Origin of the sequence: Natronorubrum sulfidifaciens JCM 14089 (assembly GCF_000337735.1) — an archaeon.
Classification (GTDB): Archaea; Halobacteriota; Halobacteria; order Halobacteriales; family Natrialbaceae; genus Natronorubrum; species Natronorubrum sulfidifaciens.
In genome coordinates, this window is record NZ_AOHX01000047.1 from 78677 (window position 1) to 101745 (window position 23069).

Consider the following 23069-nt stretch of genomic DNA (forward strand, 5'->3'; position numbering starts at 1 on the left):
TGCGCAATCAGGTCAATCTCGTCCGAGTCGTGACCGAGAAACCACGGATCGATCGGCAGGCAGTGNCCCCGCCATGCCGTCGTTGACCTCCCTCGCGTGCGCAATCAGGTCAATCTCGTCCGAGTCGTGACCGAGAAACCACGGATCGATCGGCAGGCAGTGTCCCCCGACGCCCGGTCCTGGCTGGTGGATGTCGACTCGTGGATGTGTGTTCGCCAGTTGAATCGCCTCGCGAGAGTCGACGCCGTAGTCGGCTGCCAGCATGGCGATTTCGTTTGCCAGCGCGATGTTCGCATCCCGGTAGGTGTTCTGAATCAGTTTGACGAACTCGGCCGTCGTCGCGTCGACCATCGTTCTGATTTCGCTTTCGACGAACGTCTCGTAGAGACGAACGGCCGCCGCCGTCGAGACGCCGTTGACGCCCCCGATGATTCGTTCGTTCTCCGTGAGTTCCGTGATAATGTTGCCCGGCATAACCGTCTCCGGGCAGTGAACGAGGGCGATGTCTTCACCAGCATCGAGCCCTGAGCGCTCGAGGATCGGTTTGACGGTGGAGACCGTTGTCCCGGGTGGAACCGTCGACTCGAGAATTACGGTATCGCCGGTTCTGAGCGTCGGTGCGATGCCAGCCGCAGCCTCCTCGACAGCCGAGAGGTTCACCCGTTTGGTCTCGTCGTCGAGCGGCGTCGGGACGCAGATGATATGGTATTCCGACGACGGAATCTCGTCGTCGATCGTCAACTGGCTGGAGTCAAGCGCCTGATTGACGAACGCTCTGAGACCGGGCTCATCGATCCGGATTTCGCCGCTTTTGAGTTCCGAAACCAGCTGGTCGTTGACGTCGAACCCGACGACATCGTGGCCGTAATTGGCGAACATCGCAGCTGTCGGAAGGCCGATGTAGCCGAGCCCGTGGACGCAAATGCTACTCATCCCGCTACCCTCGCGGGCGTCTCCGACTGACGGATGACATCGACGATCCGCGCTGCCGCGTCGCCGTCGCCGAACGGGTTTTCCCAGTTTGGCGACCGATCTAGCATCTCTCGAGCGCCCTCATAGATCGACTGTGGGTCCGTCCCAGCGAGTACGTTGGCGTCGACGGCGAGCGTCTCGGGTCGCTCCGTATTCTCACGCAGGGTTACACAGGGGACACCCAGAATACACGCTTCTTCTTGCACACCGCCCGAATCCGTCAGAATCAGCGTTGCCCCACTCTCGAGTGCAAGGAAGTCGATGTAGTCGAGCGGATCGACCGTTCGGACACGGTCTGGTATCTCGAGTCCGAACTCCGCGACTGCGTTTGCAGCCCGTGGATGGATCGGATAGAGCACGTCCTGGTCGAGTCGCTCGGCGACGCGACCGACGCCCTCGAGAAGCGATGCGAACCGACCCTCGTCGTCGACCGTCTCGGCCCGATGAGCCGTGAGCAGACAGTACTCGCCACGGGTGAGATCGTAGTCGTCGAACACCGACGTCTCTGCCATCGCGACGCGTTTGTGCTGTCTGACTGCGTCGACAACCGTGTTGCCGGTGACGTGTATCCGGTCGTCGTCGATCCCTTCCTCACGCAACGAACGCTTCGATTGTGCCGTGGGCGCAAACAAGTACTCCGAGGCGTGATCGGCAAGCACGCGGTTTCGCTCTTCGGGCATCTCCCGGTCACGGCTTCGCAAACCGGCTTCGACGTGGCCCAGCTCGATCGAGAGTTTACAGCACGCGATCGCACCCGAGAGAACGGAGTTCGTGTCTCCCTGAACGAGCACGACGTCGGGCTCTTCCTCGAGTAACACCGCCTCGATGTCGATAATCATCTGTCCCGTCTGTTGGCCGTGCGTGCCGGAGCCGACCGAAAGTTCGTACTCCGGTTTCGGGAGCGATAGCTCCTCGAAAAAGACGCTCGTCAACGAGTCGGAGTAGTGTTGACCGGTGTGGATGACTGTGTACGGAATCGACTGTGCCTCACACTCGCGAATGATCGGTGCCAGTTTGATGATCTCGGGTCGTGTCCCGAGGACGATCGCGATCTCCCGCTCGTTACTCATCTGTCTCACCCCCCGCTCGTGGATCGGAACGTGTGTTGCTCATAATCAATTGGATCGGCGCCATCCGGAGCCCCCGCCGACGTGAACCGCAGTGGTCCAGGATCAGTCGGATCGACGCCGTAGAGTACTGTGATATTCCGCACCGACCGCTTAAATTCCCATTTTGGTTGTTCTGTACAGTTCCGCCTCGAGAACAAATCAGCGTGTTTGACAGTCGCTGCATGAAACTATTGAATCGTGAATCAGTCCGGAAGCTCCGCGATTTCCGACACATCACTAGCGTTCCTGTTTCGGACAACATCGTCAGCCAACAGCCGTCCGTCGCCGATTCAGCCGATGTTGCACGGAGCCAACAGTGGATTTACTTGTGGAACTCGAGGCGACCCGCCGTCGTCGACGAGCCGCCACGGACGGTGGTTGTGGGCTGTCACGCTCGAATCGACCAGTCTCGAGCACCACGCCGCTCACCGGGGGCGAATCGAGTTCATCGAACCGAAGTGTCGTATTAGGGCCCCTGTTCAGGCCGAGTATCTAATACCGTCCCTGTCGACCGCCACGGCACGCGAGTGAACAATGGGACACGGAATGCAGGAGCTATCAGACCTCAGTGCAGCGCGTATCGAGACAGTCGACAGCGTCAATCGGAATCAGTGGAACCACGTCGTCGAGCAAGCACCCCACGGCAGCGTCTTCCACCGCTACGAGTGGCTCGAGGCCATCGAGACGGGAACGACACACACACCGAAACACGCTGTCGTCTACAAAAAGGACAACCTCGTCGGCATCTTTCCGAACGTGGTCTCGCCGATCGGGAACACGCCGTTTCGACGCCTCACCTCGATCGAGCCGGGGTTCGGTGGGCCACTGGTGACCACCGACGAGGAGGCGTCGCTCACGCTGTTATTTGAGCAAATCCAGGCGATCTGTGGCCGAGAGGTGATCACTCACCTCTTTCAGCCAGTCGATCCCGAAGCGGTTCGCTATCAGTCGACGTTCGACACAGTGGGTTACCAGCCGACCGTTGCAAGCTGTCGCTTCGAAGTCGACCTCCGGAAAGGCTGGGAGACGATCCTCGCCGACATGGCAAGCTCCCGTCGCCGAGCCATTCAGAACGCGGACACCGAGACGGTGGACGTCATCGACGAGGAACTGACGCGGGAAACGATAGAACAGTTCTACACCCGGTATCGCTCGGTCATGGACCGCCTCGAGGAGACCGCGTACCCGCGGTCGTTCTTTCTGGCACTGCTCGAGATGCGCGACCGGCTCAAACTGTTCTCGCTCTCTGCCGACGGCGAAACCCGGGGAATGCTCCTCTATCTGCTCGATGACGAGCAATCAGCCATGCACTATTTTTTCTCTGGCGTGACCGAATCGGACTTCGAGTACGACGCCTCGGAGTTGCTTCACGAGCGTGCAATCAACTGGGGAATCGAAAACGGCTATGAAACGTACGATTTCGGCGCAACGCGGGCAGATTACAGTCACGGGCTGTTCAAATTCAAATCGAAGTTCGGCGGCGAGGTCGTGCCGATCGTCTCGTGGGAGAAGGGGTACTCACGCGCGTTGTGGCCGCTGTTTCGTACGGGGAGGGAACTCTATCAGCGATACACAGCAGCTGACTGACGTTGCGCCTGTCTCCAACCTCGACAAACCGTGTGGAACCATGGTGTAGACTTTTGTGTCCCGCTGTGTCAGAACGCCCACGCCGTGATCGCAGATGTCGAAACCCAATTTAACGATCGTTAACGCTGATCTCGAGATCGATGGCGTCAGCCGAGCGTTCGTGAATCTCGCGACCGAATTCGACGCGCGCGGATACGGTGTCGAACTCGTGTTGACGCGGGCGACGGGAGACCTGCTCGCTGCCGTGCCCGACAGCGTCCGGATCGTCGAGCTTGAGCGGGCTGGCGTGCCGGGTCCGGAGATGGTCTCGTATGCACCGTCGCTGACACGGCACTTGCGAACAGTCCAGCCTGATGCCGTGCTCGCGGCACAGGCGCACACAAACCCGCTTACAGCGGTTGCCACCCGTGTCGCCGGCATCGATGCACGGACCGTCGTCTGCATCCAGACGATGACCTCACACCAACTCGCCCAGCGCGATCGACACCATCGAACGTGGACTCGACTCACGAGACACTGCTATCGACTGGCAGATACCGTTATCGCCGTCTCCGAAGAAGTGAAACGCGATGCTGCAGCGTCACTCGGTATTCCGACCGATTCGATCTCCGTCGTCCACCAGCCGACGGTCACGCCGTCGCTGCTCGAGCAGTCACGGGAGCCGATCGACCACCCGTGGTTCGGCGACGGGTCACCGCCCGTCGTTCTCGGTGTCGGGCGACTAGACCCACAGAAGAACTTCAGGTCGCTGATAACCGCGCTCGAGCGGGTTCGAGAAACCGAAGACGCTCGACTGGTAATACTCGGCGAGGGGGAGATGCGACCGACGCTCGAGCGACACGTCGATCGACTCGGCCTCGAGGACGTGGTATCGATGCCCGGGACGATACCGAACCCGTACCCGTACATGAGACAGGCGTCGGTGTTTGCACTCCCGTCTCGAACCGAGGCGGTCCCACTCGCGTTAATCGAAGCACTCGCCTGTGAGTGTCCTGTCGTCTCGACGAGATGCTCGAGTGGTCCGGTCGAAGTTCTCGAGAACGGAACGTACGGTGAACTCGTTCCGGTGGACGAGCCGTCAGCGCTGGCGAAAGCGATCGTCTCGACGCTGCAAGCGCCGCCACCGAAGTCGCTGCTTCGTGAGCGCTCCCGTGAGTTTTCGGTGACGACCATTGCCGACGAGTACGAGCATGTGCTGTTTCCCGAACAAAGACACAGACAGGCGGCTAAAACGGCGTAGACGTGGATAAGCCAGCCACGGGTCTAGATCGTTTCGTAGCGACCGTCGAATAGATGTCCCGGAATCTCATCCGTGGTGTTCTCTCTATCGCGGGAGCAAACGTCGTCGTAATGCTTCTTGCGTTTCCGCTGACGCCGGTGTTGGTTCGGACTCTTGGAAGCGCCCAGTACGGCGAGTACGCGTTTATGCTCTCATTTCTCGGCGTTGCATGGGTGTTCGTCAACGGCGGTGTTTTCGACGGCGTACGAAAGTACATCGCCGAGGATCGAGCGGATGAACACTGGCAGAACTACGTGTTCGGGTTCTACTTTCGTATTGCGATCCTATTCGTCGTCCCGAGTTCGATCGTCGTCGCGCTCGCGGCGTATTCGGGTGTCGTGTCGTCCATACTTGGAACGCAGTTCACGACGTTTTTTTATCTCGTTGGACTGTTGCTCATCGCGAGACAGCTACGGGCCGTGGGACGGAGCGTCTTGATGGGGCTCGGCAACGAGCATCTCTCGGAACCGTTGCTGATCGCAGAGAAGTTCGTTTTCTGGCCGATCGCGATCGGGCTCGCCGCTGCCGGCGTCGGCGTCGCCGGAGTATTGATTGGACACATCGCTGCAGCGTTTCTCACCGCGGTTGCCGCGTTTGTGCTGCTCTCCCGATCACTTTCGCTCTCGTCGGTTTTCCACCGAGCGCCGTCTGATTTTCCGCGGCGAACGCTCCTCGGTTTCAACAACCAGACGATCGTCTTGATGTTTCTGTTAAATTCGCTTCTGTACACGGATATCCTCCTGCTCCAACCGATCGCAGGAAGTGACCAAGCCGGCTACTACCAAGCTGCGCTGGTGGTTGCTGAATTCCTCTGGGTTGTCCCTATCGCCGCCCAGACTGTACTCCTCCACACCTCGTCCGAGCTGTGGTCGAGTGATCAACAGGAACGAATCACGACGATGTCTGCCACTGTGACACGGTACGTGTTTCTCGTCACGATGCTGTTGAGCGTTGGTATCGCGGTGCTTGCTGACTCGTTCGTCCCACTCTACTACGGTCCCGATTTCGAGGCATCGATCACACCGCTTCGACTGCTCCTTGTCGGTGTCGTCGGCTACTCAGTTGCGCGTCCGATTCTGGCGATCGGACAGGGGAAAGGGGCGCTTCGGGCACTCATCTACGCAACGAGCGGTGCGGTCGCCCTTAATCTCCTGCTCAACATCATCCTCATCCCGCTGTACGGGATGCGCGGTGCAGCGGTCGCCACGAGCATCGGATACGGCTCGATGCTCGTGTTTCACGTCTGGTGTGCTCGCCGGATTGGCTTCGAGCCACTGTCTGATCTTCGGGTTGGGCGTATCCTCGCGGCAGCACTTGTCACCACAATCGTCATCTACCCGCTCGATGCTGCCATCGCCTCGAGTCTCCTCTCTTTGCTGGTCGTGCCGCCCATCGGGCTCGTCGTCTACGTTGGGACCGCGATCGCAGTCGGCGCGCTCGACCACGACGACATTGACGATCTGTATGAGCGTACTCCCGATCGCGTCGTGAAGCTGTTTTCGTGATCGGTACGGGGAGCAACGGACGCCTGTCTATCAGACACTGGAAAGGCGTGATTTCTCCCGTTCGAACGCCACTAACTAGCGTTACTATGCCAACCGTCATTACGGATGCTCCGGTAGCACGGGCCGAATGAGCTCACGTCGCGATCTCTCTTTGAAACTACTGCTGGCCGTTGGGATCGCCTTGCTCTCGTATGCGTCGGTCGTCGTCGCGATGACGCCGCCAGCTTCGGGCTACGAGATCTCGATCTATACTGCCTACCCCGTCGCATTCTGGATTTCGATTATCGTGACGATCGTTGCCGGACAGCTACTCGTTCTCGAGGACGTGCTCCGGTCGGAGCCCGCTGGCTACTGGAAGCGGGGGTACGCGCTGATCGTCGCTGCCAGCGGGCTGCTCTTGTTTTTGCCGACGATGCGCTACCAGTACGTCATGGGGCGGGCGGATACGCTCACGTTCGCCGGCTCTATCGATTACATCACGGTCAATCACGCACTCCAGCCGGACAACTACTATCCGATGTTGCACCTGCTTGCGGCGACGCTCTCGTTTCTCACGGGTATCGAACCGATCAGGATCATGCAAACGATTCCACCGCTGTTTTCGCTGGCGTTTCTGCTTGGGACCTACTGTCTGATTCGATATCTGTTCCCGGCGCGGCGTGAGTGGATCGTTGTTCTCCCGTTCGTCTCACTCCTGTTTGTCGGATTCGAGCACCTGCACTTTACGCCGTACAATATGAGTTTTCTGTTGGTTCCGCTCGTTCTTCTCTACTGTCTGAAAGCGCAGGAACGAGCCGCAGTCTGGTCGAAAATCGTGATGGTCGTCTTGGTGACTGCGCTCGTATTCTATCACCCACTGACCGGGCTCCTCATCGTCGCTCTGTTCGCCATCGCACAGGTTCTCTCGAGGGTGCCGCGGTCGCTTCGGTTCGTCTCAGAACGCAAAGCCGTGCCGTCGGTGACGGTCAGTCTCCTCGTGCTCGTCCTGTTGTTCGCGTGGTATTCACGGTTCGACACGATCGTTCTCAGCGCGAGTTCGATCGTTCTCGGCCGCGGTCCCTCCCAGTTCGAACACGCGACGGACGTTGCAGATCGGGTCTCGCCGACAGTCACCGATCTGCTCCGGGCCGGATTCACCACGTACGGTATGGAAGCACTTATCGGCGCAGCGACGGTCGCATTTCTCGGCATCCTCGTCTACAGTCATTACAGACGACGGACACCCATCGATACCTACGTCGCGTGGTTTGCCGGGATTTTCACCGTCACCTTCGCTCTCGGTGCCGTCGCGTTTTTGGTTGACGTCATTTTCGACCCGCTTCGATTCACCCGATACGGCATGCTTGCGGGTGGTGCCATCATCGGTGTCGGATTCCTGTTGCTGTACCGGTCGCGTGCCAGCACACGCTCGAGACACGCGCTCCGGCTCTCGATGTATACGTTCCTCCTGGTTCTCGTCTCCATCTCAGTGGTCTTGCTCTTTCCGTCACCGGTTGCTGACACCGCGAACCTCCAGGTGACCGAACGAGAGGTCGAGGGGATGGACTGGGCCGTCACCAACGAGAACGAGACGATGCCGACACAGGACCACGGCGTCTTACAACACCGCCACATCGACTACCTCTCGGACGGAACGGCATCGACGTGGGAACTGCGGGAACGGGACACGGCACCGCCGGACCACTTCGGCTACGACGAGCACGCGACGGCCGGAGAACACGAGAAGTACGATGAAGACACGTACCTCCTCGTCACGGAACTCGCTCGAGTCGAAAATCCGGCCCTGTATCCGAACTATCCCGACCATTGGCGTCATACGCCCGCGGAGTTCCAGCGACTCGAGTCCGATCCGACGGTCGATCACGTGTATACGAATGGCGAGTTCGATACCTACATCGTCCGACCAACGAGCGAGTGACTGTGTGCGCCGTGTTCTCACTTGTGTTTTATTACGTACGCTCCCGTGTTCACACGCATGTCGGAAAAGACACACTATGAGTCAACGCGGCAGTCTCGGTTATCCGGCATCGTCGTTCCCAACCGCACACCAGCAGGCCGTTCGCAGTCGTCCACATGAGAACGATTCAGTCGCTGCTGGCTCCCGAGTCACCGATTCAGGACCTGCGGTGGAAAGCCGGGGAGACGATCACTCGTGGACTCCAGTCGACCCGACGGAGCACCCCGACAGGGAACGGGCACGATGCGATCATCGACGGAACGGGCGGAGAAACCGTTCCTCCGTTCGCCAGTTCGTTCCCAACGCGCAACCCACTGTCACCGCGCCCTGCCGTCGACGTCGAGAATCCGGTGTTGACCGTCGACGACGTTTCCGGACACGGTGATGCGGACTTCGTTGCCGACCCGTTCCTGTTCGTCGAGGAGGGTGTCTGGCATCTGTTCTTCGAAATATCGAACAGACACCGCGACCCTCCCGCCGTAATCGGCCACGCGACGAGTACGGATGCCGGCAGGACATGGTCGTTTACCGACGTCGTCCTCCGGACGGACACACACCTCGCCTTCCCGTACGTCTTCGAGTGGGACGGGACGCAGTACATGATCCCGGATCGATGGGACCACGTCAACGGCGAGCCACGGGACATCAAACTGTACCGCGCGACATCGTTTCCCGACTCGTGGGCCGAAATAGCGACGCTCGTCTCGCCGACACACCGTCTGAACGATTTCGTTGCGTTTCGGTTCGACGACCGCTGGTGGGGGATCGGCGGCGACGGCCGCGAGCTGTATGCCTACTACAGCGACGAGCTGACCGCTACCGACTGGACGCCACATCGTGAGAACCCGGTCGTCTCGAACCGTCCACGCGGGGCTCGTCCGGGCGGACGGCCGATCGTCAGTGATGACCGGGTGTTGCTCTTTTTGCAGGATTGTGTTGCCCGGTACGGCTCGAAGCTCAGGGCGTTCGAGGTCGTGACGCTCACTCCCGCCGAGTACGACGACCACGAACACCCACGCTCGCCCGTCCTCGAGCCAAACGATACCTCACTCGGCTGGAACGCTGGCAAAATGCACCACCTCGATCCGGTGTACGTCGACGGCAGCTGGCGATGTGCGGTCGACGGCAACATCGGTCTTCAACGCGCGTTCGGGACCCACCACTGGTCGATCGGAATCTTCGATGCGTGAGTCGGCCGAGCGCTATCGGACGATCGACTGAATCGAAGCGGGTATCTGCTCGATCAGTCCGGTTGCTGCCTTCACACCGGCGGACTTTCGAGTCACCTCGAACAAGGGAGTCACGGCAGGATCGAACTTGGATTTATACTCGGTTACACCCTGCTCCATCGCCCCGTGGAGATCGTAGCGGCTGAGCCCTTCCTCGATCCCGTCCTGCATGATCTGCCAGTCGACCGCTTCGTTGATCGGGAGATCAGTCGTCGGTGTTACCCCACCGACCCATCCGTACAGTGTCTCGCCTTCTATAAGTACGAACGTGCCACCAACGACGTCTCCATCGTGTCGACAGACGTACGGCCGGACGCGCTCGCTCCCGAGTTCGTCGTAGATCGACGAGAGCATCTCCGCAGAAAGGTCGTACTGCACCCCTTTCTCCTCGAGTCGCGATCGAATCAGGTCGTTGAGCGGTTCGATAACCGACGGTCCGCCGATCTCAACGTCGACATCACGTTCTTCGGCGCGGCGAATACTCCGTCTTGCGTCCGATGAAAACGACGCGAGCAACGCGTCGGGCGCTCGCTCGAGGTCGACGACGTACGTGTACGACGGTGTCACGTCGAACCCGTTCCAGAGAAACGGACGAACGTCGGTGAAGCCATCAACGCACCGAATCTGGACGAGTTCCGGTTCGATTTCGGTGTCGATCCAGTCGATGACGCCCTCGATGAAGCGTCGCTGTTCTTTCTCGATCTTTCGCTGTTTCCGCCCGTTGTCGGCGACCCGTATCGGACCGAGATATGCTACTCCGGTGTTCGATGGAGGTGATGCGACAGTCGTAAACGGTCCCTCTTTCGTTTCGAACAGCGGAAACAGTCCGAACGGTTCTTCGCCTTTGTACCCAACCAGCGGATACCACGTCAGTTCGTGATGGCGAGCGATCAGTTCGAGCACCGAGCGGCGATGAAACGGCGACGCGTGAACGGATCGGTCGACGTACGAATCCCACCGCTCGAGTTCATCGCCCGCTGCCCGCTCGATCCGAATACTCATGAGATGTGCGAAGGTGAACGCCGACATAATGGTGTAGGTCCGGTACAGGGGAAAGATGTCGTTGCTGCACCACGACACCGTTCGAGCCGACTTGAACGTGACCCACGCTCGTTCTAACGAACTGACGAGTATGTGACGTGGAGAGTGCGAGAGGCCGATATCGCGGTACAGTTCGCTGTCTATAGTAGCCACTGACAGTCACTGTACACCGCATCGCACGACGAGAGCATGGGTCGACGTGACCGTCGGAGCGTGCGCGGGTCGGAGCGAACGACGTGAGCGAGAACCGCGAACGAGCAAGCGGGGAACGACGTGACCCGTGCGCTATGCGATGCGTGTGTACATCGGTTCAGTTGTTACTATAGCGGTGAAACTGGCTTCATTGCCCACTCTCCCGAGTCGGTGTTGTCCGCTCAAATCGTTCGTTACGGGTCAAGAACATCCTCCACAGCTAAATAGCGACTCCTGTTGCAACTGCTACAATGTCGGGACAGAGTGATGTAACTGAGGCAAACGATACAACTGAGGCAAATGATTCCGCCAGCGTGGACAACGTCTTGGCTACCGTCTCGGATGATATTGAGGCGTGTATAGGGGACCCGCTCACTGATGACCGATCGTTCGACCCGGAGGTGGAAACGATCTCGTTGAACGCCCCGAGTTACGGCGCTCCAGAAGTTCTGGAAGCGCTCGAGTCGATGCTTTCGACCTGGGTAACGATGGGCGAGAAAGTCGCACAGTTCGAAGACGGGTTCGCCGAGTACCTCGACGCAGCCGGGGCGATGATGGTTAACTCGGGCTCGTCAGCGAACCTCGTCGCCTTGCGAGCACTGCAAAGCGATCGGCACGGAATCGAACTCGCTCCTGGCGACGAAGTCATCGTCCCGGCCTGCACGTGGTCGACCAGCGTGGCCCCGATTATCGACGTCGGTGCCACGCCAGTGCTCGTCGACTCCGACCCGGACACGTTCGCCCTCGATATCGATGCGGTCTCGGAGGCGATCACCGACGATACGGCCGCGATCATGGCCGTCCACCTACTTGGAAATCCGGCCCGCATGGATGCGCTGACCGACCTCTGTGCGGACCACAATCTCGTCCTGCTCGAGGACTGCTGTGAAGCCCACGGGGCGGCGTTCGACGGGCAGCGCGTCGGAACGTTCGGCGAATACGGGACCTACAGCTTCTTTTTTTCCCACCATATCAGCACGATGGAGGGTGGCATGGTCGTCTCAAACGATCACGAGCGAATCGAGGCGGCAAAGCCGATCAGGGCCCATGGCTGGGTTCGGGAACTCGACGACCGTGAGGAACTCGCTGACGATCATCCAGACATCGACGAGCGGTTTCTGTTCGTCGACTCCGGGATGAACGTTCGGCCGACGGACGTTCAAGGTGCGTTCGGCATCCACCAACTCGAGCGACTCGAGCCGTTTATCGAAATCCGTCGCGACAACGCCGAGCGCCTGTCTACGGAACTGGCGGCTTACGACGATGTCCTCGAGTTCCAACACGAACAACCCAACGGTCGCCACACCTGGTATGGGTATCCGCTCGTGGTCGCGGCCGATGCGCCGTTTTCCCGCGCGGAGCTGACCGCCCATTTCGAAGCCAACAACATCGAGACGCGGCCGATCATGGGTGGCAACCTCGCCGAACAGCCGGCGTTCGAGCACCTCCGCGAGCGAGCCGGACCGTTGCCGGTCGCCGCGGGCTTGCACGAGCGCGGGTTCTTTTTCGGCAACCACCATCGGATGGGGGACGAGCATATCGACCACATCGTCGATGTCGTCGACGAGTTCGTCGCCGAACACGCGAGCCGATGAAGGTCCACATCACAGGCGGGGCCGGGTTCGTCGGCTCCCACCTCGCCGACCGACTCGTCGATGCCGGCCACGACGTCACCGTCTTCGACAACGTCAGTCGCGGCGGGCGGGACCGACTCGAGGGAATCCTCGACGAGATCCGGTTCGTTGAGGGCGACGTTCGTGACCACGATGCGTTTGCCGACGCCGTCGACGATCCCGACGTCCTGTTCCATCTGGCCGCGATCAACGGGACGAAACACTTCTATGACCGTCCGCGGGCGGTCCTCGACGTGAACCTCGAGGGGGTCAAACACGCGACACAGATCGCCGCCGGGCAGGATATCGACCGACTCGTGTTCGCGTCGTCCTCGGAAGTGTACGGGTTCCCGGAAACGTTCCCAACGCCGGAAACGCATCCGCTCCAACTGATGGACCCGACGAACCCCCGTTACAGCTACGCCGGCACGAAGATCCTCGGCGAACAGTACGTCATCCAGACGGCAGCGGCACACGAGTTCGCCTACACCATCGTTCGACCGCACAACTTCTACGGCGAGGCGATGGGGTACGACCACGTCATTCCGGAGTTCATCGAGCGACTGGTGACAGGGTCCGAATTCACCATCTACGGCGACGGCACACAGACTCGGAGCTTCTGTTACATCGACGATGGGATTGACGCCATCGAACGAGCCGGGTTTGCCGACGCCGCTCGAGATGAAATCTTCAACGTTGGCACGCAAGACGAGATTACGATCACCGAACTCGCATCAGCGCTGTTCGACGTGACAGGACGACGACCCGAGGTGACACACATCGAGTCCAAAGAGTTGTCAGGGTCGCCGGATCGTCGCCAGCCGGATCTCTCGAAAGCGCGCGACCTGTTGGGGTACGAGCCAACGACGTCGCTCGAGACGGGGCTTCGCCGGACCTTCGAGTACTATTATCGAGACCTCACCGGAAACGAGCCGGAACAATGGGAGTTCTGATCACTGGCGCGACCGGACTGGTCGGCTCACAGTTGGTCGATCGACTCGCCGCCGACCGAACGGTGTTCGCCGGCGTCCGTCGGCCCGCCGACACCGAGCTCGAACGCGCCACGCCGGTCGAACTGCAGTTGGGCCGACACGGCCTCGAGACGACGCTGGATTGGACACGCGTCGACGCCGTTGTCCATACGGCAGCGTACACGGATGCACACGGAAGCGTCGACGAGCCCCTGCGCTGTTTCGACGTTAACGCAACTGGAACGGCGGCAATCCTCGAGGCGGCTCGCTCGGCATCAGTCGACCGCGTCGTCGCGCTCTCTTCGTACCACGTCTACGATGGGAGTCAAACCGGTCGGCTCTCGGAGTCAGCTGCGACGGACGCCGGCACGCCGTACGCGGCGAGTAAGCTGGCTGCCGACGCCCAGTGTTGCGCATATGATCGGCAGTACGACATGACCGTCAGCGTCGTCCGGCCGTTCAACGTGTACGGCCCCGGCGGACGGCCCCATCAGGTCGTCCCGTCGTTTATTTCACAGGCACTCTCGGATGGCGTTATCGAGCCCTATCCCGGCAATCCGGTCCGGGATTTCCTCTACGTCGACGATCTGTGCGATGCGATCGTCGCCTTGCTCGAGCGAGAGGTGTCGGGGCCACTCAACGTGGGACGAGGAACGGGAACGTCGATCCACGAGCTCGCACAGACGGTCGCGTCGATCGCCGAAGCACATACCGACCGGTCGATTCGTGTCATTCATGACGGCGACCTCGAGCCGACCGATCCCACGATTGCGGACCCATCGAGAATCGAACACGAACTGAACTGGACCGCGGAGACCACGCTTTCGGACGGACTCAATCAAACGATAACCTATGAACGAACGAGATAACGAGACACTCGAGAAACGAAACGTCTGCGTCCTCGGACAGGGATACGTCGGACTCACGTTGTCCGCCGTGCTCGCCCAGTCCGGGTTCGACGTCGTCGGTCTCGAAAAAGACGACGAACGGTATGAAAAATTGACACAGGGCGTCCCACACTTCGACGAGCCGGAACTCGAGAAAACGATCTCGACCCAGTGCGAACTCGGCACGCTCCGATTCGGACGGTCGACCGACCATCCCGACGCGGGACACGCCTCGGCGTACATCATCGCCGTCGGCTCGCCGCTCGATGAGAACAAGACGCCGAATACGTCGATCGTTGAATCAGCGGTCGACTCGGTCACTGAGGTTCTCGAGTCGGGCGATTTGGTCGTCCTTCGGTCGACGATTCCGGTCGGGACGTCCGAACGAATCGTCGACCAGATCGAGACTGAAACCGGTCTCGAGGTGGGCAAGACACTCTCGCTCGTTCACGCACCCGAGCGGACGCTGCAGGGGGCAGCGCTGCGAGAGCTTCGCCACCTCCCGCAGGTGATCGGCGCTGACGACAGAGGCTCGGTCATCGAAGCCGAGCGCCTCTTCAGACACGTCACCGACACGATACTGCGCGTCGAGTCGCTGCGTGCCGCGGAGTTGGTCAAACTGATGGACAATACGTATCGCGACGTGACGATCGCACTCGGGAACGCGTTCGGCGAAATCGCACGATCACACGGGTTAGACGGGACACGACTGATCGAAGCCGCAAACAAGGGGTACGATCGAAATCAGATCAAATCGCCGGGGCTCGGCGTCGGTGGTGGCTGTCTCCCCAAAGACCCCTATCTCGTCCTCGAGAGTCTCCCCGACGAAACCGAGCCCGGCCTGTCAGCGGCAACGTCTCTCATTCGGGATGCGAGACAGCTCAACGAGTCGATGCCACACATCGCGACCGACCAACTCGAGGCGGCGCTCTCCGGTCTGGGCAAGGAGCCGGGCGAGTTGCGATCGCTCGTATTCGGGATCGCGTTCAAAGGTGAGCCGGCGACGAACGACATCCGACACACGCCTGCTGCGCCGGTGATCGACTTCCTCGCCGAGCGCGGCCCAGTCGACGGCTACGATCCGAACGTCGAGCCCGAAAAAATCGCATCCCTCGGTGCCCGACCGGTAACGGACGACGACGCAACCGTCACGGACGTCGCGACACGTGATGCCTACGACGTGATCGTGCTCGCGAACAACAATCCGACGTTCAAAGAACTCGAGTTGGCGTCCGTCGCGGATGCAGCGCCACCGGACGCAGTGCTTCTCGACGGCTGGAACCTCCTCGACGAGCGGACGGTCGAACAGATGGGACTGTCTTACGTCGCCATCGGCGGTGACGTGACGTCTCGTCGGTTCTGACCGTCACTGGCGGATACTGCAAAGCAATGCACACTGGCACGACAACTGCGCGATGCATGCGTACCCCGGTTCAGTTGTCACGCTCGTTCTCACTCGTGTTTCGAGTCAGTCGGTTCCACAACCGACCGTCGTGTCGGTGACCGCTCGCTGAACGGAACGTTCTCGAGCAGTAGCTTACCGATATGGTCGACGGAAAACACTGTTTCGTGGAGCGTTCGTCCGCCACGAGCGATCCGCTCTCGAAGCATCGGATCATCGCGAAGCGTTCGGATGGCCGCCGCCAGCGCGGTGGGATCTTCCGGCGGTACCAGATAGATGTCTTCAGTGTGTGTAAACCAGCGCTGAATCGGGGGAGAGTCCATCGTTATTACTGCCGATCCGGACGCGATCCCCTCCGACACCTTGTTGGTGATACTCGCCTGAGCACGCAGGTCATCGGAGAAAATCCCCATCGTCACATCGGCCCCGGCTGCGGCACGCCCCAGCGTCTCCCACGGTGCTCGACCCCAAAATTCGACGTTCTCGAGCCCGTGTTCGGCCACTCGCCGTTCGATCCGGTCTTTTCCGACACCCTCGCCAATAAGGACGAACTGAATGTCATCGGCCGCTAGCTCGGCTGCGGCATCGACGATTGTCTCGACGCCGTGATGTGGTAAGAACGCACCCCAGTACACCACCGTAAAGCGATCGAACGCCGTTCCACCGTCTTCGCGGGGATGGAACCACGTGTCATCTGCCCCGATTGGAATCCCGACGATTCGGGAGCGTGGCAACGAGTACAGCGTCGCGTACAGCCGTGCGTACTCGGCAGTTTCCGTGAGATGATAGTCCGGCAGCCGAAACGTCAGCCACTCGAGCCAGTAAATAAGTGTTACCTGCCACCGTGGATAGTCCTGCATGTCGGCGGTTCGATACAGCGAGACGAACAGATCGTAGACGAGTAGTGTGTCCAAACGACGTGCAAACAGGGCCGCGATCGGAAGGACTGAGATATTGAATTTCGTGACGAGGATCGCATCGATAGCAGACTCCTCGCGGGCGAGACGGCGCATTTGCCTCCAGATGCGGACGTAAAACAGCGGAAGCAGTAGGAACTTCTTCAGGCCGACCGACAGCGGCTCGTCCCGAAACCGGCATTCGAGGACTGTTATTCCCTGTGACCGGAGCCCATCACGGAGCGACAGTTCACGGTAGTAATCGTAATCATAGTCTCCGAGAAGGACCACTGTTTCGGTATCGGAACGCATGGTTCGACACAACTGGCAACGTGAATCGTGAATAAGCGCCAGTATCGTCTACCGGTCGCAATCTCTCGTTGTGTTCGACGCGGGCGGGGACCCGCGACGACGGTCGTGGACTTCAGCCTTCGTCGCCGTTGATCCGGACGACGAGATCGTCGAATAGTATCCAGTTGTCTCTGGGCGAGTCGTACATTCCGCCCCAGTACACGTTGAACCAGTAGTCTTCGATCCGTAACTCGGGCGTGGTCCGGAAGCGAATCGAGCGATGATCGTACGCTGGCTCCCCATCGACCCACCCCATGAGGACGCCGTCGGCCCGCTCGGGGTCGTTCAACAGAATGTACTGGTCGATCCGATACCATTGCCCTTTCCAGAGGGACCGATCCCAAATAAAGAACTCACCGTACTCGTCGTCCATTCCGGCATGATAGATGTAGTATTGGAGTCCGATTTCGTCCGACTCCGTGTCTCGAAACCCCATCCGGGCGGACCAGCCGTTCCTGCCGTTTGACCGTCGTCCACCCCAGCCGCCGGCTCCGTACGTTCCGGCCGGGCCGGGGAGTTTGCCCACTTGATCGGTAACTTCGAACGATTCCGGGAAGTAAAGATAGTAACTGGCCCAGAGTTCTTCGGGCTCCGACGATTCTTCGTCAAACCAGTAGTGAAGTGAGGCACCGTCGCTTTCTCCTTCCGGGATATCGACGCGAAGCGAGCGGTCGTCGTATGCCTCATCCGACACCAACTCGAGGTGGTCAGTGATGTCGGATTCAGTGAACTCGTCAATCCACGACCAGTCGTGAAAATCGATAGATAACTCGGTCACCGTCTGTTCCTCGGTGACTGTCGAGCCGTCAGCGGTGCGATCATCGGCGGTTGTGTTGGGTTGTGCGGACCCTTCGGAACTGTCTGGATTGGTTCCCGGCGACAGCGCGGGCGACCCGGTTAGCCCCGATACTCCTCCTGCGGCTAACCCCGAGAAGATGAGCAACTCTCGCCGTGTGTGATTCATAACAGGTCGACTCTCGTTATGCCACTGGTGGATAAATCGCTTGTCCCGGCACAACTGGTCACTCTCTCGATCCAACTGCTTCGGTACGCTCGAAACTAAATCTGGTAACACGTCTCACGCCATCAATCGCATGCGAATGGCGTTACAGTCAGCCTGATCGCTCGTCAATATTGATAGTCAGTAAATCTAAATTCTAGCAACCTGAAAATATGCATATACTAACTATGAGTCTTATATTTAGTCACTGTTGGCATATACTAGATGGTCGATCCGTTCCCAGAGCGTTCTTCACCTGCCTACACTGTTTCGGGAAGTGCCGCACTCGAGCGAGTCATCCAACGCGAATCACTCCGTGGATCGAGGCTCCTCGTGCCTGCGTTCATCTGCGAACGGTTCCTGCAACCGATCGTCGACCAGTACGAGATCGAGCCCGTATTCGTCGATGTCGACACGGAAACCTACCACCTCGAGTTCGATCACGCGCGACCGCACTTACGGGACGTCGACGCCGCGTTGTTCGTGCACGCCTTCGGTTTGCCAGCACCCATCGAACGCTGGGTCGACCACTGTCGGGAGCACGATGTTGTGGTAATCGAAGATTGTGCGAGGGCGCTGTCCGCACGATGTGACGGGCAATTGGTCGGTGGCTGCGGCGATTACGCCATTTTTTCGCTGTCGAAGGTCGCACCCGTGTTCACGGGTGGTGCGCTTTTGACCCATTCCGAACGGCCGCGAGTCGAACTCGCGCCCGCCACGATTTCAGTTGATCTGTTCGTCAAGTTCCTGTACACTGCACTGCCGTGGGAGCTTCCGTATAAAAACCGGCTCAGTGCGTTGTACGAACGACTCATCGGAAACAGACGGTACGTAACCCAAGACCCCGAATTTGGATACCAAAATGCGGACGAGACGCCGTCCGTTCGGGAACTCGACCCGATCAATCGTTGGCTCTTCGAGTGCTACCTTCGCCGAGCGTTTCCACACGCTCTCGGGAGACACCGATCGATCGCTGACTCACTCCGGACGGTGCTCGAAAGGTACGGGCTCGACGTTCAACCCGACGCACCCGGCCGAGCCAACTACGTCCTTCCGGCAACCGTCCCCGGAGACCGCGACGCGCTCGTCGACTATCTCCGTGCTCGAGGCACGCCGGTACAGGTCATCTGGAACGAGCCGTGGGGGTTGTCCGCCGACCAGTCACACGCCGATCGATATCCTGGAACGCAGTTTCTGGCCGAGAACATAATTACGATTCCGATCGCAGCGCTGACCCGATCCGAGACAGCACGACTTATCCAGAATCTCCACGCATACTACCAGGGCTGAGACGATCTCTGGTCCCACTTTCCCAGTGGCCTCGTAAGGCAGTCGCGGGTACCCCCGGACTACACTGTCAGACAGTATGACTAACAGGAGTCCGAATCAGAGCATCTCGCCCTGTTCAGCCCAACACTGGTACTCGTCGGTGTAGATGTGGTACGTGTTGCTGGCCGTTCCGTTTCCACCGTGATAGAAGTCGTGCCAGAACGCGTGGACCGGCAGGTCACTCGTCTCTCGCCATCGCCAGTTCGAACGCGAGTAGACTTCTTCACCGTCGACCCATCCTTTCAGCACGCCGTCGTTCCGGCCTGGCGTGTTCAGGTCGATGTACTGGTCGATCTGGTACCAGCGACCCCGCTGGAGAGTCACTCCCCAGCGGTCGTACGTTCCCCACCAGCTCGACTGGTCGGCGTGGTAGACGTAGTATCCGGGTTCGACGCCGCCGGACGTGGCGTGGTACGACCCGCGCGCCGACCACCCGTTGTATCCGTTCGGCTCGGTTGTTCCGGAGAGGTTTCGGTTCGGGTCGCCGCTGAACCCGGGTGCCTTGCAATCGTCGCTCGGGTACGCATTCTCGCCGAAGTACACCCAGTACCGCTGGTGGAGTTCGTCGGGGCGATAGCCGATCACCCGGTCCATCTCGATGTATCCGTGGCCGCCGACGTGGTCTCCACCGTGGATCGTCGTCCGCAGAGCCGTCCCGCTCGAGTCGGGGGATGTAGGAGAGGACACGGCCGTCATCGTATCCATCCGCCAGCCGCTGTGGAACGCTTCCGGTCCCGAATCGAACGATTCTACGAAGTCGGGCGTCGGTCCGCTCGCAGAGACTGGATCGTCGGTCCACTCGCTCGGCTCCAGCGGTTCGTCGGTGAGCAGGTCGTCGCCGATCTCGACGCCGCCTTGCTCGACCCACATCAGATCGGCGTCCTCGAGCCAAACGGCGACGACCTCGCCGGTCACGTCGAACGCATCACCGAAGCCCTCGCCAGTGGCTCCGCCCGCGTGGATCACGTCGTCGCTTACCTGGTCGATGAAGTCCTCTGCCGGCCACGTGCCGCCTTCGATCCCCTGACCAGTCGGCGAGTCGTAGCCCGCGTCGGTAAACGCAACGTCGAGTTCGCCGTTACTGGGTTTGACGATCATCTCGTGTGAGAGGCTCTGAGCGTTCTCGTCGGTAATGAAAGACCACACCGAGTTCGCTGGCTCAGTCACCTGCGCAGTTTCGTCGTTGGCTGTCGACTCTTGTGGCCACTCGTCCGGGTTCGGTGGCTCGTCGGCAAATAGTTCTCTATCTGTGACAGTCGAACCGTCTCGTTCGGCCCACATCTGATCAGCGTCCTCGAGCCAGATCGCGACGACCTCGCCGGTCACATCGAACGCGTCACCGAATCCCTCACCGGTAGTCCCGCCCGCGTGGATCACGTCGTCGCTTACCTCGTCAATGAAGTCCTCCGCTGGCCACGTGCCACCCTCGACCCCCTGGCCAGTCGGTGAGTCGTAGCCAGCGTTTGCAAACTCCACTGCAAGCCCATCGGCGCTGCGTTGGACGACAAACTCGTACGAAATCGTCTGTGCGCTCGGTTCGGTAATAAACGCCCAGATCGTGTCTTGGGAACTACCGGTGTCAGCAGCCGCAACCGAGGCGGTGGCGAGTGATAGCGACCCCGCACCAAGCAGTTTCAAGAGCGATCGACGCCTGAAGTCGCTTCGTTCCGTGACTGTCCGCGACGTATCAGGGTCTGTCTCTCTCTTTTTGGACATACTATCTTCTTTTGATGAACAACAAAAGAGCTTGAGAGTCATATGTTGAGTCTTTTTAAGTAGAAATATCTTTCAAAATAGAAGTGTACAATATCCAACCATGACGGCTGCGGCGTTGTCGTGTGATAGCTCCTGGCCAACGCTTTTGCGTACGCATCCCGTCGGAGAACAGCACTCCGTGGTTCGTACATGTCACTCGAGGTTACAACGATTGAGACGATCGAAGACGTCGACCGGAATCAATGGAATCACGTCGTTGATCACGCCGCCGTTAGCAGCGTGTATCACCGGCACGGATGGCTTCGGGCTATCGAGTTCGGCACTGATTACGAGCCGAGACATATCCTCGTCTTGAAGAAGAACAACCCCATCGCCATTTTCCCGAACTTTCTCGTCGAAGACGATCGGTTCTTGGTCTCTCATCTCACGTCCATCGAACAGGGCTCAGGCGGCCCGATTGCAACCACAGAAGAAGAACGGGCCATCCAACTGCTCCTCGACGAGGTCGAAGATGTGTGCGACGCGACGGTGCTTTCAAACCAGATTCAGACGCGTGGCCAGCGATATGCGCGATATCATGGACTGTTCGAAGAGAACGGGTATAGACAAAAGCTCGCGGATTGTGACTTCGAACTCGACATCACTCGAGAGTGGGAAACGATTCTCTCCGAGATGGACAGCTCGAGGCGACGTGCTATTAAACAGGGCCACGACAACGAGTTCGAAATCATCGACAAAGCGATTACGGCCGAGACGATGTCGACGTTCTATGAGGGGTTTCAGTCCGTGATGAAACGTGTCGGCGGGGATATCCCGCCGCGTCAGTTCTTCCTCGAGTTAGTCAACTTTTCCGATCAAATAAAGATATTTGCGCTCCATGCCGACGGCACAGAGCGTGGCTCCATACTGCTGCTCTTGGATGACGAGCAGGAAATCGTACACTATCAGGAGTCTGCGGTCGAGCAAGCACATTTTGAGTACAATGCATCGGAGTTGCTCCACGAACACGCGATCAAGTGGGGACAGGAGAACGGCTATCGAACGTACGACTTCGGTGGGACGGAACTGGACTTCAGAGACGGCCTGTACCAGTTTAAAGCGAAATTTGGCGCGCGACCGGTTCCGGCGTTGATCTGGGAGCGTGGCTGTTCAACGCCACTGTGGCCTGTATACAGGGCCGGGCGCTATCTGTATCAGTGACCGAAACAGTCACTCACTGTGAGGGGCAGAAGATTGACGACAGGGTGGCGGATACGGAGCCACAGCATGCAAGCCAGCCTCTCGTTCGACGACCCCACCGCGTTCGAGTCGTTTACCGAGCGCTTTCACGACGAGTTCGTCTCGATCAACGACGACTCCAATACTGACTCCGGCCCCGATCGGACGTCGTGTGAAGTGTTCTTTCCGGCGGGGTCACACTACGGTGCGGATCTCAGCTACCAGTTCCAAGACGACCTCGAGAGAGAACCGGACTCGATGTACGCCTCATACTGGCTCTATCTCGACGAGACGTTCCAGCCGGCAACCGACGGCAAACTCCCCGGGTTTGCCGGTCGATACGCTGGTACGGCCCGCGAGGGGGGATGGGGCAGTCGGATCACTGATGGCACGAACGGCTGGTCGGCTCGCGGCGTCTTTGACACCCCTGATGCGGACGGCAACATCCGAATCGGAAACTACGTCTACCACGTTGGGATGGGGACGTATGGCACGTTCGCGTGGTGGGACGTCACGCTCGAGCCGGGTCGCTGGTATAAAATCGACCAGTACATCGAGCTGAACACGCCGGGTGAAAGCGACGGCGTATTAGAGGGCTGGGTCGACCAGAAGCAGGTCTATACCAGCGATGATTGGCACTGGCGAGACGAGGCCGACATCGGGATTCAGGAGTTCTGGTGCAACTTCTACCATGGCAACGTCGACCCAGCACCACAGGCGATGACGCTGTATATGGACAACCTCTACTTCGAAACACGTTCCGAAGGGGTCTAGACGACTCGACGCGTCGGTTCACGTCCGCGCTTCTCGATACA

The 23069-nt window shown here is 59.5% G+C and carries 18 protein-coding genes; 12 read left to right on the forward strand and 6 right to left on the reverse strand.

Annotated elements, in window-relative coordinates; genetic code table 11:
* Window positions 1-12 precede the first annotated feature (12 nt).
* Window positions 13-933, reverse strand: coding sequence for a nucleotide sugar dehydrogenase (locus C495_RS15845; protein WP_241430618.1), 921 nt, complete (start codon window positions 931-933; stop codon window positions 13-15).
* Window positions 930-2042, reverse strand: a complete 1113-nt coding sequence (gene wecB / locus C495_RS15850) for a non-hydrolyzing UDP-N-acetylglucosamine 2-epimerase (RefSeq protein ID WP_008164715.1) — start codon at window positions 2040-2042, stop codon at window positions 930-932. Before wecB ends, C495_RS15845 begins: the two co-directional genes overlap by 4 nt.
* Window positions 2043-2615: 573 nt before the next feature.
* On the opposite strand from wecB, the gene C495_RS15855 reads away from it, so the two are divergent.
* The 5 genes from C495_RS15855 (at window position 2616) to C495_RS15875 (ending at window position 9599) form a co-directional block, all read left to right on the forward strand.
* Window positions 2616-3668, forward strand: a complete 1053-nt coding sequence (locus tag C495_RS15855) for a lipid II:glycine glycyltransferase FemX (protein WP_083902497.1) — start codon at window positions 2616-2618, stop codon at window positions 3666-3668.
* 94 nt (window positions 3669-3762) lie between these two features.
* Window positions 3763-4908 carry a glycosyltransferase gene (locus C495_RS15860; RefSeq protein WP_008164717.1) on the forward strand — a complete coding sequence of 382 codons (1146 nt, stop codon included), beginning with the start codon at window positions 3763-3765 and terminating at the stop codon, window positions 4906-4908.
* A gap of 53 nt (window positions 4909-4961) precedes the next feature.
* Entirely contained in the window at window positions 4962-6452 is a 1491-nt protein-coding gene (locus C495_RS15865; RefSeq protein ID WP_083902498.1) for a lipopolysaccharide biosynthesis protein, read from the forward strand.
* A 127-nt stretch (window positions 6453-6579) separates the two neighbouring features.
* Complete coding sequence (locus tag C495_RS15870) at window positions 6580-8370, forward strand: DUF6541 family protein (protein ID WP_008164721.1); 1791 nt, start codon at window positions 6580-6582, stop codon at window positions 8368-8370.
* Window positions 8371-8525: 155 nt separating this feature from the next.
* Window positions 8526-9599, forward strand: a complete 1074-nt coding sequence (locus C495_RS15875; RefSeq protein WP_008164722.1) for a glucosamine inositolphosphorylceramide transferase family protein — start codon at window positions 8526-8528, stop codon at window positions 9597-9599.
* Between the two features lie 12 nt (window positions 9600-9611).
* On the opposite strand, the gene C495_RS15880 is transcribed toward C495_RS15875, so the two are convergent.
* Window positions 9612-10640: a lipid II:glycine glycyltransferase FemX gene (locus tag C495_RS15880; protein WP_049890393.1), complete on the reverse strand. Its 1029-nt coding sequence runs from the start codon at window positions 10638-10640 to the stop codon at window positions 9612-9614.
* Window positions 10641-11185: 545 nt separating this feature from the next.
* Here C495_RS15880 and C495_RS15885 point away from each other — a divergent pair.
* The 4 genes from C495_RS15885 to C495_RS15900 are packed head-to-tail and all read left to right on the forward strand — an operon-like array spanning window position 11186 to window position 15705.
* A complete protein-coding gene (locus C495_RS15885) occupies window positions 11186-12466 on the forward strand; it encodes a DegT/DnrJ/EryC1/StrS family aminotransferase (RefSeq protein WP_161605572.1) in 1281 nt (426 codons plus the stop codon).
* Entirely contained in the window at window positions 12463-13437 is a 975-nt protein-coding gene (locus C495_RS15890; protein ID WP_008164727.1) for an NAD-dependent epimerase/dehydratase family protein, read from the forward strand. The genes C495_RS15885 and C495_RS15890 overlap by 4 nt, the downstream gene beginning before the upstream one ends.
* Window positions 13425-14324 (forward strand): NAD-dependent epimerase/dehydratase family protein, encoded by a 900-nt coding sequence (locus C495_RS15895; protein ID WP_008164730.1) that lies wholly within the window; start codon window positions 13425-13427, stop codon window positions 14322-14324. Before C495_RS15890 ends, C495_RS15895 begins: the two co-directional genes overlap by 13 nt.
* Window positions 14308-15705 carry a nucleotide sugar dehydrogenase gene (locus C495_RS15900; protein ID WP_008164733.1) on the forward strand — a complete coding sequence of 466 codons (1398 nt, stop codon included), beginning with the start codon at window positions 14308-14310 and terminating at the stop codon, window positions 15703-15705. The genes C495_RS15895 and C495_RS15900 overlap by 17 nt, the downstream gene beginning before the upstream one ends.
* Before the next feature lie 89 nt (window positions 15706-15794).
* Here C495_RS15900 and C495_RS15905 read toward each other — a convergent pair whose 3' ends face one another.
* Window positions 15795-16952, reverse strand: coding sequence for a glycosyltransferase (locus tag C495_RS15905; protein ID WP_008164735.1), 1158 nt, complete (start codon window positions 16950-16952; stop codon window positions 15795-15797).
* A 112-nt stretch (window positions 16953-17064) separates the two neighbouring features.
* Window positions 17065-17955, reverse strand: a complete 891-nt coding sequence (locus C495_RS15910; protein ID WP_008164737.1) for a polysaccharide lyase — start codon at window positions 17953-17955, stop codon at window positions 17065-17067.
* A 261-nt stretch (window positions 17956-18216) separates the two neighbouring features.
* Between C495_RS15910 and C495_RS15915 the strand changes: the two genes are divergently transcribed.
* Complete coding sequence (locus tag C495_RS15915) at window positions 18217-19281, forward strand: DegT/DnrJ/EryC1/StrS family aminotransferase (protein WP_008164739.1); 1065 nt, start codon at window positions 18217-18219, stop codon at window positions 19279-19281.
* A gap of 96 nt (window positions 19282-19377) precedes the next feature.
* Here C495_RS15915 and C495_RS15920 read toward each other — a convergent pair whose 3' ends face one another.
* A complete protein-coding gene (locus C495_RS15920; protein WP_152418919.1) occupies window positions 19378-21036 on the reverse strand; it encodes a polysaccharide lyase in 1659 nt (552 codons plus the stop codon).
* A gap of 189 nt (window positions 21037-21225) precedes the next feature.
* On the opposite strand from C495_RS15920, the gene C495_RS15925 reads away from it, so the two are divergent.
* Complete coding sequence (locus C495_RS15925) at window positions 21226-22236, forward strand: GNAT family N-acetyltransferase (protein WP_008164743.1); 1011 nt, start codon at window positions 21226-21228, stop codon at window positions 22234-22236.
* A gap of 66 nt (window positions 22237-22302) precedes the next feature.
* Window positions 22303-23028 carry a polysaccharide lyase gene (locus C495_RS15930; RefSeq protein WP_008164744.1) on the forward strand — a complete coding sequence of 242 codons (726 nt, stop codon included), beginning with the start codon at window positions 22303-22305 and terminating at the stop codon, window positions 23026-23028.
* The last annotated feature ends 41 nt before the right edge of the window (window positions 23029-23069 follow it).